This window comes from Pseudomonas sp. PDM27 (assembly GCF_019219205.1).
GTDB lineage: Bacteria > Pseudomonadota > Gammaproteobacteria > Pseudomonadales > Pseudomonadaceae > Aquipseudomonas > Aquipseudomonas laurylsulfatiphila.
In genome coordinates, this window is sequence record NZ_JAHUWF010000003.1 from 14,208 (window position 1) to 28,386 (window position 14,179).

Sequence of the window (14,179 nt, forward strand, 5' to 3'; positions counted from 1 at the left end):
TGTGTTTAGTCGAGGGTCGAGCCGCTGACTGGAACGCCACGCTCGGGGAAGAACAGTCGCTGCAATTCGGTACCCGGGCTTTCGGCGCGCATGAATGCTTCGCCGACCAGGAACGCGTAGACGTCGCTGATTTCCATCAGTTCGACATCGGCGCGGTTGAGAATGCCGCTCTCGGTGATGACCAGACGATCGCGCGGAATCCGCGGCAACAGGTCGAGGGTGGTTTCCAGGCTGACGTCGAAGGTGTGCAGGTTGCGGTTGTTCACGCCGACCAGCGGAGTATCGAGGGTTTTCAAAGCCCGCTCCAGCTCATCGCCGTCGTGGACTTCCACCAGCACATCAAGGTTGACGCTTTTGGCCACGGCCGCCAGCTCGGCCATTTTCACGTCATCCAGCGCGGACACGATCAACAGCACGCAATCGGCACCCAGGGCACGGGCTTCGACGATCTGGTAAGGATCGATCATGAAGTCCTTGCGGATCACCGGCAGTTGGCACGCTGCGCGGGCCTGCTGCAGGTACGCATCGGCGCCCTGGAAGTAGTCGATGTCGGTGAGTACCGACAGGCAGGTCGCACCGCCCTTCTCGTAGCTTCTGGCGATATCGGCGGGAACGAAATTCTGACGGATCACACCTTTGCTCGGGGAAGCTTTCTTGATTTCAGCAATGACTGCCGGTTGCTTCAGCTTGGCCTGAGCCAGCAATGCCTTGGCAAAACCACGAGGTGCATCGGCCGTCTTGGCCAGGTTTTCCAGCTCGGCGAGGCTGACGCGAGCGCTACGCTCGGCCACTTCCTCAACTTTGCGTGCCAGAATCTTTTCCAGAACCGTCGGTACACTCATCCTTCATTCTCCACTTTGAATACCGCGGTAAATGCACCCAATTCCTCTAGCTTTTCTCGAGCAAGACCGGTGTGCAGCGCATCGTGCGCAAGTGCAACTCCCTCTTTCAAACTGCTGGCATGGTCGGCCGCATACAGTGCGGCACCGGCATTGAGCATGATCATTTCGGCCGCTTTCTGACCGTTCTCGGTCTTGCGCTTGCCCAGGGCATCGCGAATCAGCTCCAGGGACGCCGCCGGGCTTTCCACTGCCAGGCCGTGCAGGCTCTGGCTCTTCATGCCCAGGTCTTCGGGCTCGACCCAATACTCGGTGATCTGGCCATCCTTCAGCTCAGCGACAAAAGTCGGTGCAGCCAGGCTGAATTCGTCCAGGCCATCCTTCGAATGCACCACCAGCACATGCTTGCTACCCAGACGCTGCAACACTTCCGCCAGCGGCCGGCACAAGGCCTGGGTGAATACGCCTACCACCTGATGCTTCACACCGGCCGGATTCGTAAGCGGGCCGAGCATGTTGAACAGCGTTCGCAGCCCCAGATCCTTGCGCGGACCTGCGGCGTGCTTCATGGCGCTGTGGTGAGTCTGGGCAAACATGAAACCAATACCGACGTTGTCAATGCAGCGCGCCACTTGCACCGGCGTCAGGTTCAGGTAGATGCCGGCCGCCTCCAGCAGATCGGCGCTGCCGCTTTTGCCCGAGACTGCACGGTTGCCATGCTTGGCCACGGTGCAGCCAGCAGCGGCAACCACGAAAGCGGAAGCAGTCGACACGTTGAAGATATTGGCGCCGTCGCCGCCGGTGCCCACCACATCGACCACACCGTCGAGGGTCTTGAGTTCGACCTTGTCCGCCAGTTCGCGCATCACCGACACCGCACCGACGATTTCGTCGATGCTTTCGCTCTTCATGCGCATGGCCATCATGAACGCACCAATCTGTGCGTCCGTGCATTGCCCGGTCATGATTTCGCGCATCACATCGCGCATTTCATCGGTGCTGAGGTCGAGGTGATCGACGATACGGCCCAGGGCTGTCTTGATGTTCATGATAAGTCCTTAGCGCGTGCCGCCGGTTTGTTTGAGGAAGTTGGCGAACAGTTCGTGGCCCTGCTCGGTGAGGATCGATTCAGGGTGGAACTGCACGCCCTCGATGTTCAGGGTCTTGTGACGCAGGCCCATGATCTCGTCGATCGAGCCGTCTTCAAGCTGGGTCCAGGCCGTCAGCTCCAGGCAATCGGGCAGGGTTTCGCGCTTGACGATCAATGAATGATAGCGGGTCACCGTCAGCGGACGATTCAGGCCTGCGAATACACCCTTGTCCTCGTGAAATACCGGACTAGTCTTACCGTGCATCACTTGACGGGCGCGCACCACATCGCCACCAAAGGCTTGGCCAATGGATTGGTGACCCAGGCAGACGCCAAGAATCGGCAGTTTGCCGGCGAAATGCTTGATCGCTTCAATCGAGATGCCGGCTTCGGTCGGGGTGCAAGGACCGGGGGACACCACGATGCGCTCTGGATTGAGGGCTTCGATTTCAGCGATGGTCAGTTCATCGTTGCGCACGACTTTGACCTGGGAGCCGAGCTCGCCCAGGTACTGCACAACGTTGTAGGTAAAGGAGTCGTAGTTATCGATCATCAGCAACATGGCGTTAAGAACCTCTTGAATTCACTGACTTTAAAGATGGCCTTCGAATGATTGACCCGCAGAGCGCTGCGCTTTGTCAGGTGCTGGAGTAGCGCCAGCAAAGCGGCATTTCAAACAGGTAAAGAAGGCGAAGCGGTACAGGTCCGGCGAGGCCGGCAAAAGAATTCAGGCGCGCCAACGCCAGCGGGCGTGTGCCTTGATGACTTGATCCAGGAGTTTGCTGATGATCAACACGGGGAAGGTCTCGTTCGTACGTCCCGGCACAGTAACTTAGCTGGGCAGAGCGTGCAATATCGCCGGGGCTACTGCCCGCGAAACTATCAAAGGCTTCGCGACAGATGGCAAAAGGCCGAAAGTTTTTGGTACTGTCGTTTCGTTCACTACAACAATAAATAAACGGACTTGCTCATGATCAAACAGTCGTTGTTTGTACCGCTCGCAGGATGCTTGCTCGCGATGGCATGCGCCCAGGCGAACGCCGCACCCAATCCTTATACAAATTTCGTGGTCTTCGGGGACAGCCTCAACGACGCCGGGACCTTTGCCGACACCGGCGGGCCTGCCGGGGCGACGCAGCGCTTTACCAACCGGACAGGACCGGTATATCTGGATGGCAGCGGCGAAGTCCGCTCGCTCAATTCCACGCAGATACTGGGTGGAAAACTCGGGTTCTCAGCGGACCAGACCGCGTCATCATCTTCGGCGGTGCGTGCCAACAATGGCCAGCCCGATGGCAACAACTGGGCCGTCGGCGGTTACCGCACGGATCAGATCCTGGATTCGATCACCAGCGTTTCCGCCACCGGCGAACGCACCCGCGCCGGATACCTGCCGTCGAACAACTTCCGTGCCGACCCGAACGCACTGTATTACCTGTCGGGTGGTGGTAACGACTTCCTGCAAGGTCGCGTCACCAGCCTGCCCCAGGCCAGTGCCGCCGCCGACCGACTGGCCGACAGCGTGCAAACGCTGCAAACCGCCGGCGCCAAATACGTCATGGTCTGGTTGCTGCCCGATATCGGCTTTACCCCGGCTTTCAACGGCACCCCGCTGCAAGCGTTCACGTCCCAACTCAGTGCCCAGTTCAACAGTGAACTGGTAAGCCGACTGCAGAACATCAATGCCGAAGTCATCCCGCTCAACATTCCGGTACTGCTCAAAGAGACGTTCGCCAACCCGGCGCAGTTTGGCCTGGCCACCGACCAGAACCTCATCACCACCTGCTTCAGCGGCAACGGTTGTACCGAGAATGCCCGTTACGGCATCAACAGCGCCACGCCGGACCCGACCAAACTGATCTACAACGACTCCGTGCACCCCACAGAAGCCGGGCAGCGTCTGATTGCCGACTACGCGTACTCCCTGTTGGCAGCACCGTGGGAGCTGACATTACTGCCGGAAATGGCCCAGGGCACCGTGCGCGCGCATCAGGATGAATTGCGCAACCAGTGGCTGGCCGATTGGCAAAACTGGCAGGGCGTCGGCCAATGGCGAGCCATTGTTTCTGGCGGCGGACAGCATCAGGACTTTGACAGCCAGGACAGCGCGGTCAGTGCCGACGGCAACGGAGCCAACCTGAACATCGGTGGCAGCTACCGCATCGATGATGCCTGGCGCGTCGGCCTGGCGGCGGGTTTCTATAACCAGAAACTCGAAGCCGGCAGCAACGACTCCGACTACAAGCTCAACGCTTACCTGGGCACGGCATTCGCCCAATACCAGCAAAACCGTGTCTGGGCTGACGTGGCGTTGACGGCCGGCCATCTGGATTACGACAGCCTCAAGCGCAAGTTCCAGTTGGGTGTCAACGAACGCAGTGAAAAAGGCGATACCAGCGGCTACATCGAAGCCTTCAGCGCTCGCCTGGGTTACGACATTGCACAACATGCCAGCAGCCCTTGGCACGTGTCGCCGTTTATCAGCGCTGATTTCTCCAAGGCGAAAGTCGACGGCTACTCGGAGGACGGCAACGATTCCACGGCGCTGACCTTTGCCGATCAGGAAGTGATTTCCCGGCGCCTGGGTGCTGGCCTGCAGGGCAAATACCAGATCACCCCGCAAACCCAGGTGTTCGGCGAAGCGGCAATCGAGCGTGAGTACAACGACGATACCCAGGACGTGGGCATCAACCTCAACAGCCTGCCGAACAACCAGTTCACGCTGGAAGGCTACACCCCGCAAAGCCACTTGCAGCGTGTGAACCTGGGGGTGAGCCATAACCTCACCCGCGACCTGGCATTGCGCGCCAGCTACAACATTCGCAGGGACGATGACTTCACCCAACAAGGCATCAACGTAGGTGTTGCGCTGGACTTCTGATGGTCAGGCAATAAAAAACGCGGCGCCCTCACAGGCGCCGCGTTTTTTTATGCTGAACACTTATTGTGGCGAGCGAGCTTGCTCGCGTTCGGCTGGGAAGCAGTCGTAAACGCTGTCGCCTGAACGAATGCAGGGGGCCGCTTTGCGACCCAACGGGGGCAAGCCCCCTCGCCACAAAAGCTCCCTCGCCACAGGGCTAGCGGTGAACTCAGGTGTTCGGGGTTTGTTCGGCCAGGGCCACGGCGCGGAACATTGCGCGGCGCTTGTTCAGGGTTTCTTCCCATTCCAATGCCGGTACCGAGTCGGCGACGATGCCGCCACCGGCCTGCACGTGCAGCTCGCCGTTCTTGATCACCGCCGTGCGGATCGCAATCGCGGTGTCCATGTTGCCGTTCCAGGCGAAGTAACCGACCGCACCGCCGTAGACGCCACGCTTGACCGGCTCCAGTTCGTCGATGATTTCCATCGCGCGAATCTTCGGCGCGCCAGACAAGGTGCCCGCCGGCAGAATTGCCCGCAGCGCATCCATTGCCGTCAGCCCGGCCTTTAGTTGCCCGGTAACGTTGGACACGATGTGCATCACGTTGGAATAACGCTCGATGACCATTTTCTCGGTGAGCTTCACCGAGCCGATTTCCGAGACGCGACCGGTGTCGTTGCGACCGAGGTCGATCAGCATCAAGTGTTCGGCGATTTCCTTGTCGTCCGACAGCAGGTCTTTTTCCAGTGCCAGGTCAGCTTCTTCATTGGCCCCGCGTGGGCGGGTGCCGGCAATCGGGCGCACGGTAATCAGGTTGTCTTCGACCCGCACCAGCACTTCCGGCGAACTGCCGACGACGTGGAAGTCGCCAAAGTTGAAGAAGTACATGTAAGGCGTCGGGTTGAAGCAGCGCAGCGCGCGGTACAGATCGATCGGCGCAGCCTTGAAGTCGATCGACATGCGCTGGGACGGCACGACCTGCATGCAGTCACCGGCCAGGATGTATTCCTTGATGGTATCGACCGCTTTTTCGTAATCGTCCTGGGTGAAGCTGGAGCGGAATACCGGGTCAGCCGATTGTTGCTGGCTGAAGTCCAGGCCACGGCGCGGTGTGATTGGCTGGCGCAGTTTTTCCAGCAGCTCTTCCAGGCGCGCGCGGCCCTGCTCGAAGGCATCTTCCTGCGCCGGGTCGGCCAGGACGATGGCGTGCATCTTGCCAGCGAGGTTGTCGAACACCACGACGGCGTCGGAGACCATCAGCAGAATGTCCGGCACGCCCAGCGGATCCGGGTTCGGGCATTTGCCCAGACGCTTCTCCACGTAACGCACGCAGTCATAACCGAAGTAGCCCACCAGGCCGCCGTTGAAACGCGGCAGGCCGGCGATGGTCGGCACGTTGTAGCGGGCCTTGAAGGTTTCGACGAAGGCCAGCGGGTCTTCCACGTCGTGGCTTTCGGTCTCGACGCCGTCGACGGTCACGCTGACGTGATGGTCGTGAACCCGCAGCACAGTGCGGCACGGCAGGCCGATGATCGAGTAACGGCCCCACTTCTCGCCGCCCTGTACGGACTCCAGCAAGTAGGAATTGGGCTCGTCGGCCAGCTTCAGGTAGATCGACAGCGGCGTGTCGAAGTCGGCCAGGGTTTCGCAGGCAAGCGGAATGCGGTTGTAGCCGGCAGCGGCCAAACGCAGGAATTCTTCGCGGATCATGAGGTGCCTCGTGGCTTGAGGGTCGAACAGTCAGGTATGCAAACGCGCCGGAAACCGGCCAGGATCAAGTCAGGCGCGCCAACGCCAGCGGGCCAGGGCCTTGATGACTTTCATCCAGAGTTTGCGAGTGACCACCACGATGGCGTTTCCAGAAGGGGGTTTGACAGCGTCGGCCAACGTTATCTCAGCGGCCGGATCCAGGCAACCGGGAATTAGTTTGCGCAGGTCGTCGATCACCAGCGCCGGCGACTCTTCGGCGATTGGCCGGCCGTGGTTATAGCCGTAGCTCAGGGCCACACACTTGACCCCCGCCGCTTTCGCCGCCAGCACATCGCTGCGTGAATCGCCGACGAACAACGACTGCGAAGCCGGAATGTTGGCCATTTTCATCACGAAAAACAGCGCGGCCGGATCGGGTTTTTTCTGTGGCAGGGTGTCGCCGCCGATGATCCAGCGGAAATAACGGCCGATCTTCATCTGATCCAGCAGCGGCGCGACGAAACGCTCCGGCTTGTTGGTGATCAGCGCCATCTCGACACCCTGCTTTTGCAGCCATTTGAGGGTATCGCGCACGCCGGGGTAAACCACCGTCAGCTCATGGCCCTCGCTATAGGCCTGCATGAAATACTCCAGCGCCCGTTCGGCCTCGGCGTTATCGACCGCCGAATGATCGATGCCGCCGGCCAGCGCACGACGCACCAGTACCGGCGCGCCATTGCCGACCCATTCGCGCACTGCTTCCAGGCCGGCGGGTTGGCGACCGAGATTGAGCAGCATCTTGTCCACAGCCACTGCCAGGTCCGGGACCGAATCGATCAACGTGCCGTCCAGATCGAACATCACCAGCCGTGGCAATTGCCCCGGGAACAGCTGCTCAAAGCCACTCATGGGCGAGCCAGCGCCAGTTCGGAGCGCATCTTGTCGATGACTTCCTGATAGTTCGGCGCATTGAAGATGGCCGAACCGGCGACGAAGGTGTCAGCGCCAGCCGCCGCGATTTCGCGAATGTTGTTGACGTTCACACCGCCGTCGATTTCCAGGCGAATGTCACGGCCCGACGCATCGATCAAGGCCCGCGCTTCACGCAGTTTGTCGAGGGTACCGGGGATGAACTTCTGCCCACCGAAGCCCGGGTTGACGCTCATCAGGAGGATCATGTCGACCTTGTCCATCACGTACTTGAGGACGTCCAGCGGGGTCGCCGGGTTGAACACCAGGCCCGACTTGCAGCCGCCTTCGCGGATCAGTTGCAGGGAGCGGTCGACGTGCTGGGTGGCTTCCGGGTGGAAGGTGATGTAGGTCGCACCGGCTTCGATGAAGTCGCCGACGATGCGGTCCACCGGGCTGACCATCAGGTGCGCGTCGATCGGCGCGGTCACGCCGTACTTGCGCAGTGCCGAGCAGACCATCGGGCCGATGGTCAGGTTCGGTACGTAGTGATTATCCATGACATCGAAATGCACGAAGTCGGCGCCGGCGGCCAGGACGTTGTCCACTTCTTCACCCAGGCGGGCGAAGTCGGCGGAGAGAATCGACGGAGCAATTACGAAGGGCTGCATGACGCACCTTTTCTGAGCAGAATCACGATGGCGCGCATTGTATACCTCATGCTTTGACGCGCGCACCGTGAGCGCGATGATTGGACCTTGCCATCATCCATCAACGGCAGAGTCTCTAGTACGCCGCGCGATAGATCTTCTCGATATCGACGGCACTCAACTTGCGCGGGTTATTGCGCATCAGGCGCTCGATCCCCGCCGCTTCCACGGCCATGGACGCGATGGCGTCCTCGGGTACACCGAAACTGCGCAGGCCCTGGGGAATTTCCACGGCGGCACACAGCTCGGTCATGGCTTGCACGGCTTTGTCAGCCGCTTCGTTGACACTCAGATGAGCAGTCTTCACGCCCATGGCCTCGGCGATATCCTGCATCCGTTCGATGCAGGCCATCTTGCTCCAGGTCATGACATAGGGCAGTAGCAAGGCATTACTCACGCCATGGGCAATGTTGAAGCGTCCGCCCAACGGATACGCCAGCGCATGCACCGCGCCGACCCCGGCATTGCCGAACGCCATGCCGGCCATCAGGCTGGCGGTGGCCATGTCTTCCCGGGCTTGCAGGTTCGACGGATTGGCGTAGGCCTTGGGCAGGGCCTTGGCGATCAACTTGATGGCGCCGATGGCCAGGGCATCGGTAATCGGCGAGGCATTGACCGACAGATAGGACTCGATGGCATGCACCAGTGCATCGACGCCGCTGGCCGCCGTGACGCTGCGCGGACAGGTCAGGGTCATTTGCGGACTGACCAGCGCCACATCCGGCAACAGGTAGTCGCTGACGATGCCCTTTTTCAGTTGCGCGACCTTGTCGGAAAGGATGGCGACGTTGGTCACTTCCGAACCAGTGCCGGCCGTGGTCGGGATGGCGATCAGCGGCGGGCCTTTGCGCGGGACCTGATCGATACCGAACAGATCCTCCAGCGCACCGTGGTATCCGGCATAGGCCGCCACGCTCTTGGCAATGTCGATGGCACTGCCGCCGCCCAGGCCGATCAGGCCGTCATGCCCGCCCTCGCGATACACCTGCATGCAATCTTCGACGATGGCAATTTCCGGGTCCGGCAGTACCCGGTCGAAAATCTCGTAGCTGCGTTCGCCCAACTGCGCCAGCGCCAGTTCTACCGTACCGGACTTGACCAGGGCGGCATCGGTGACGATCAGCGGATTATCAATGTCCAGACGCGCCAGCTCGGCGGACAGCTGCTCGATGGCACCTGCGCCGGTGATCAGTTTGTGAGCGATCTTGAAAGAGGAAAGACTCATGTGCGCAGCCTCTTATAGGTAGGGGAGCTGGGCACAATAGTAGCTGGGGATTGGGGTTTGTCTGCCATTCGGGTCGTGAATGACCGAACAGACACTGGAGAACCCATGTAGGAGCGAGCTTGCTCGCGATGGACTTGAAAACGCCGCTGGGTGTCAGGCTTCCAGCGTTATCGTTGACGACCATCGCGAGCAGGCTCGCTCCTACAGGTGATCGGGGCGTGGCTTCAGACCTGCGCAGTACGCAGTTTCTCGCTACGCCCACGCAGCCATTCCAGGGTCAGCAACAGGATCACCGAGAAGGCAATCAGCAGCGTCGCGGCGGCGGCGATGGTCGGGCTGAGGTTTTCGCGGATGCCGCTGAACATCTGCCGTGGCAGGGTCGCTTGTTCAGGGCCGGCGAGGAACAGCGTCACCACCACCTCATCGAACGACGTCGCGAAGGCGAACAGCGCCCCCGAGATCACGCCCGGCGCGATCAGCGGCAAGGTCACCCGGCGGAACGTGGTCAGCGGCGAAGCGCCCAGGCTCGCTGCAGCCCGCACCAGATTGTGGTTGAACCCCTGCAAGGTCGCCGACACGGTGATGATCACAAACGGCACACCCAACACCGCATGCACCACGATCAGCGAGAAGAAGCTGTTACCCAGCCCCAGCGGAGCGAAGAACAGGTAACTGGCCACACCGATGATCACCACCGGCACCACCATCGGCGAAATCACCAGCGCCATCACCAGCGCCTTGCCGGGGAAGTCGCCGCGGGTCAGGCCGATGGCCGCCAATGTACCGAAGACCATGGCCAGCACCGTGGCCGCCGGGGCGACGATGATGCTGTTCTTCAGGGCGCGCATCCACTCCGCCGAGGCGAAGAAATCGTGGTACCACTGCAGCGAGAAACCTTGCAGCGGGTACACCAGGAAACTGCCGGAGTTGAACGACAGCGGAATGATCACCAGTACCGGCAGGATCAGGAACAACAGAATCAAGCCGCAGAGAATCCGCAAGCTGTAGAACCACACCCGTTCGATGGGCGACATGTAAGGACTCAGCATTTCGTTCTCCCCTTAGCTCAGGCGCAGGCGGCTCGCGCCCACCAGCCAGCTGTAAATCAGATAAAGCACGACCGTTGCGAGCAACAGCAGCCCACCGAGTGCGGTCGCCATGCCCCAGTTGATGCTGGTGTTGGTGTAGAAGGCGACGAAGTAGCTGACCATCTGATCGTTCGGGCTGCCCAGCAATGCCGGGGTGATGTAGTAGCCGATGGCGAGGATGAACACCAACAGGCAACCGGCACCGACGCCGGCATAGGTCTGCGGGAAGTACACCCGCCAGAAACTGGCGAACGGATGGCAGCCGAGGGAAATCGCGGCGCGCATGTAAGTCGGCGAGATGCCTTTCATCACGCTGTAGATCGGCAGGATCATGAACGGCAGCAGGATGTGCACCATCGAGATGTAGACACCGACGCGGTTGAACACCAGTTCGATCGGCTTGTCGATGATGCCCATGGCCATCAGGCCGCTGTTGATCAGGCCGCCCGACTGCAGCAACACGATCCACGCCGCGACCCGCACCAGGATCGAGGTCCAGAACGGCAACAGCACCAGGATCATCAGCAGATTGCTCTGGCGCGACGGCAGATTGGCCAGCAGGTAAGCCAGTGGATACGCCAGCACCAGGCAGATCACGGTGATGATCAGGCCCATCCAGAAGGTGCGGGCGAAGATGTCGAGGTAGATCGCCTGATCCGGGGTGGCCGGGGCGATTTCGCCGAGGTCGTCGATGCGATGATCGACAGCTGCCAGCAGGTAATACGGGGTGATGCTGCTGGTGTTGCGGCGCACCGCTTGCCAGTAGGCCGGGTCACCCCAGCGCTCATCGAGACCTTCCAGCGCTTCTTTATAAGAGGCCGGCTCGGTGGCGAGCGGCAAGGCGCGGGCAGTTTTGGTCAGCAGGCTGCGGTAGCCGGCCAGCTCCATGTTCAGGCGCTTGGACAGATCGCCCAGTGTCTGATTCTTGCGGGCTTCGGCGAGGTCTTCGGCCGCCGCTTTGTAAACCGGTTCAGCGGGCAGGCCGCGGCCGTCCCAGCTGGCGATGGCGGTCACGGTGCGCGGCATGCCGCCGACCACTTCCGGGTTGCCAACGCTTTTGTAGAGCAGCGCCACGATTGGCACCAGGAACACCAGCAACAGAAACAGCACCAGCGGCGCGATCAACGCCTGGGCCTTCCAGCGGTTGACCCGCTCGGCGTGCTTGAGCCGCTGCTTCAAGGTGGGGCTGGTGCCCTCGTTCAGGGGAACGGCGATAGCCATGACGTACTCCGGGAATCTTTGATCGTACAGAGGCGGAGAACCACCTCTGTTGTGTTGAAACACCGCAACCTGTGGGAGCGAGCTTGCTCGCGATGAGGCCATCACATTCAACATCTATGTTGATTGACCCACCGCTTTCGCGAGCAAGCTCGCTCCTACAGCGTAAGCCCGCGGTGCGGTCTTACTTGGCCGCCCAGGAATTGAAGCGCTGTTCCAGTTGCTCGCCGTTGTCAGCCCAGAAGCTGACGTCGATCTGCACCTGGTTGGCGATGTTTTCCGGGGTGGTCGGCATGTCTTTCAGGACATCCTTGGCCAGCAAGGGTACGGCTTGGGTGTTGGCCGGGCCGTAGGCGATGTTTTCCGAGTAAGTCTTCTGCTGCTGTGGCATTACCGAGAAGGCGATGAACTTCTTCGCCGCTTCAGCGCGCTTGGCATCGAGACCTTTTGGAATGGCCCATGCGTCGAAGTCGTAGATGCCACCGTTCCACACGACTTTCAGGTTGCTTTCTTTCTGCACGGCAGCGATCCGGCCGTTGTAGGCCGAACTCATGACCACGTCACCGGAAGCAAGGTATTGCGGCGGTTGTGCACCGGCTTCCCACCACTGGATGTTCGGCTTGAGTTCATCGAGCTTCTTGAACGCGCGGTCCTGACCGTCTTTGCCGGCCAGCACTTTGTAGACGTCCTTCGGCGCAACGCCGTCGGCCATCAGTGCGAATTCCAGGGTGTACTTGGCGCCTTTACGCAGGCCACGCTTGCCCGGGAACTGCTTGGTGTCCCAGAAGTCCACCCAACTGGTCGGTGCGGTTTTCAGCTTGTCGGCGTTGTAGGCCAGCACGGTCGACCACACGAAGAAACCCACGCCGCACGGCTGGATGGCGCCCTTGACGTAGTCTTCGGTCTTGCCGAACAACTTCGGATCAAGCTGTTCGAACATGTCTTCGTCGCAACCACGGGACAGTTCCGGCGACTCAACCTCTACCAGATCCCAGGACACGCTCTTGGTGTCGACCATGGCCTTGACCTTGGCCATTTCGCCGTTGTACTCGCCGGCCACGATCTTGCCGTTGCCTGCCGCTTCCCACGGTGCGTAGAAGGCTTTGACCTGAGCCGCCTTGTTCGCCCCGCCAAAGGACACCACGGTCAGGTCAGGGCCGGCCGCCATTGCGTGTGCCGCGCCCATCATGCCCAGTGCCAAAGCGGTGAATTTCAGGGATCTCAACATTTATTGTTCTCTCCACGTGCAGGGTTGGTGTTGGTATTGCCGGGGCGATCAGTTCGCCTCTAGAAGGGGATCGAGTGCACGAACGTGCTCGACCTGCCAGCCAAGCGGTACCACGTCGCCGACGGCGAGCGAAGGATCAAGCTCGGCAATCGGTTGTTTCACGAAGAAGTCGGTCTTGCCGCAGACTTCCATGCGCACCCGGACGTGGTCGCCCAGATAGATGAATTCCTCGACCCGCCCGGAGAAGCGGTTGACGCATTGGTCGCTGGAGCCGTTGAGGCTCACTCGCTCCGGACGAATGGACAGGGTCACCGGCTCGCCGGTCTGGCCAACGTTGACCGCCAGGGCTTCCACCTTCTCGCCGCGCCCGAGTTCCACAATGCAACGGTCGCCGGTCTGGCTGTGCAGGCGGCCATTGAGACGGTTGTTCTCGCCGATGAAGTTGGCGACGAAGGTGTTTTTCGGCTCTTCGTAGAGGGTGCGCGGCGGCGCGATCTGCTGGATTTCGCCCTGATGGAACACCGCCACACGGTCGGACATGGTCAGGGCTTCGCCCTGATCGTGGGTCACGTAGACCACGGTGACGCCCAGGCGCTGGTGCAGGTGCTTGATTTCCATCTGCATGTGTTCACGCAGTTGTTTGTCGAGTGCACCGAGGGGTTCGTCCATCAGCACCAGTTGCGGCTCGAACACCAGTGCCCGGGCCAATGCCACACGCTGTTGCTGACCACCGGAGAGCTGCGCCGGGTAACGCTGGGCGAAGCTGTCGAGCTGGACCATGCTCAGCACGCGCTTGACCCGGGCACTGACATCGCTCTTGTTCATGCCGCGCACGGTCAGCGGGAACGCCAGGTTCTCGGCCACCGTCATGTGCGGGAATAAGGCGTAGTTCTGAAACACCATGCCGATGTCGCGCTTGTGCGGCGGCACGTTGTTGATGGCGCGTCCGGCCAACAGAATTTCGCCCGCGGTCGGCGTTTCGAAGCCGGCGAGCATCATCAGGCTGGTGGTCTTGCCGGAGCCGGACGGCCCGAGCAACGTGAGGAATTCGCCTTTGCGAATGTCCAGGTTGAGGTCTTTGACGATCAGGTTCTCGCCGTCGTAGCTCTTCTGCACTCCACGAAAGCTGACCAGAACATCATTGGCCCCTGCGCTTGAATCGACCTGGCTCATACCCACACCTTTGTTATTGATGACTGCTGTGGGGTTAAGCCTAGTGGACGCTGGGGACCACGCAAATCGGGGGGCAAGAGAGATTCGCCTCAGCCGGATGGAAGGTTGGGGGTAGGGATTGCCCTACAAGGATGGCGCGTTTTGGCAAA

Annotated in this window: 12 protein-coding genes; 1 reads left to right on the forward strand and 11 read right to left on the reverse strand. The window is 60.7% G+C overall.

The annotated features are described in order from the left end of the window. Positions 1 to 5: 5 nt before the first annotated feature. The 3 genes from trpC to KW838_RS07940 are packed head-to-tail and all read right to left on the reverse strand — an operon-like array spanning position 6 to position 2,491. Positions 6 to 842 carry an indole-3-glycerol phosphate synthase TrpC gene (trpC, locus tag KW838_RS07930; RefSeq protein ID WP_218500845.1) on the reverse strand — a complete coding sequence of 279 codons (837 nt, stop codon included), beginning with the start codon at positions 840 to 842 and terminating at the stop codon, positions 6 to 8. Beyond that, a complete protein-coding gene (gene trpD / locus KW838_RS07935) occupies positions 839 to 1,888 on the reverse strand; it encodes an anthranilate phosphoribosyltransferase (protein ID WP_102700200.1) in 1,050 nt (349 codons plus the stop codon). Before trpD ends, trpC begins: the two co-directional genes overlap by 4 nt. 9 nt (positions 1,889 to 1,897) lie before the next feature. Continuing rightward, positions 1,898 to 2,491, reverse strand: coding sequence for an aminodeoxychorismate/anthranilate synthase component II (locus tag KW838_RS07940; protein ID WP_102700199.1), 594 nt, complete (start codon positions 2,489 to 2,491; stop codon positions 1,898 to 1,900). 408 nt (positions 2,492 to 2,899) lie between these two features. On the opposite strand from KW838_RS07940, the gene estP reads away from it, so the two are divergent. Continuing rightward, positions 2,900 to 4,810 carry an esterase EstP gene (gene estP / locus KW838_RS07945; RefSeq protein WP_218500846.1) on the forward strand — a complete coding sequence of 637 codons (1,911 nt, stop codon included), beginning with the start codon at positions 2,900 to 2,902 and terminating at the stop codon, positions 4,808 to 4,810. Positions 4,811 to 5,018: 208 nt separating this feature from the next. Here the strand turns inward: estP and trpE are convergent, their stop codons facing one another. From trpE to KW838_RS07985, 8 genes are all read right to left on the reverse strand, one after another. Next, entirely contained in the window at positions 5,019 to 6,500 is a 1,482-nt protein-coding gene (gene trpE, locus KW838_RS07950; protein ID WP_095964072.1) for an anthranilate synthase component I, read from the reverse strand. 69 nt (positions 6,501 to 6,569) lie between these two features. Continuing rightward, the gene (locus KW838_RS07955) at positions 6,570 to 7,388 is read right to left on the reverse strand and encodes a phosphoglycolate phosphatase (RefSeq protein WP_218500847.1); all 819 of its coding nucleotides are present in this window, start codon (positions 7,386 to 7,388) and stop codon (positions 6,570 to 6,572) included. After that, on the reverse strand, positions 7,385 to 8,059 hold the full coding sequence (rpe, locus tag KW838_RS07960; protein WP_007980198.1) for a ribulose-phosphate 3-epimerase: 675 nt from the start codon (positions 8,057 to 8,059) through the stop codon (positions 7,385 to 7,387). The genes KW838_RS07955 and rpe overlap by 4 nt, the downstream gene beginning before the upstream one ends. A 115-nt stretch (positions 8,060 to 8,174) precedes the next feature. Continuing rightward, the gene (locus KW838_RS07965; RefSeq protein WP_218500848.1) at positions 8,175 to 9,323 is read right to left on the reverse strand and encodes an iron-containing alcohol dehydrogenase; all 1,149 of its coding nucleotides are present in this window, start codon (positions 9,321 to 9,323) and stop codon (positions 8,175 to 8,177) included. 224 nt (positions 9,324 to 9,547) lie between these two features. Continuing rightward, complete coding sequence (locus KW838_RS07970; RefSeq protein WP_007980200.1) at positions 9,548 to 10,372, reverse strand: ABC transporter permease; 825 nt, start codon at positions 10,370 to 10,372, stop codon at positions 9,548 to 9,550. Between the two features lie 12 nt (positions 10,373 to 10,384). Then, positions 10,385 to 11,632 carry an ABC transporter permease gene (locus KW838_RS07975; RefSeq protein ID WP_007980201.1) on the reverse strand — a complete coding sequence of 416 codons (1,248 nt, stop codon included), beginning with the start codon at positions 11,630 to 11,632 and terminating at the stop codon, positions 10,385 to 10,387. Between the two features lie 181 nt (positions 11,633 to 11,813). Next, a complete protein-coding gene (locus KW838_RS07980; RefSeq protein WP_102700192.1) occupies positions 11,814 to 12,857 on the reverse strand; it encodes an ABC transporter substrate-binding protein in 1,044 nt (347 codons plus the stop codon). Between the two features lie 48 nt (positions 12,858 to 12,905). Next, the gene (locus KW838_RS07985; protein WP_095964077.1) at positions 12,906 to 14,030 is read right to left on the reverse strand and encodes an ABC transporter ATP-binding protein; all 1,125 of its coding nucleotides are present in this window, start codon (positions 14,028 to 14,030) and stop codon (positions 12,906 to 12,908) included. Positions 14,031 to 14,179: the final 149 nt, after the last annotated feature.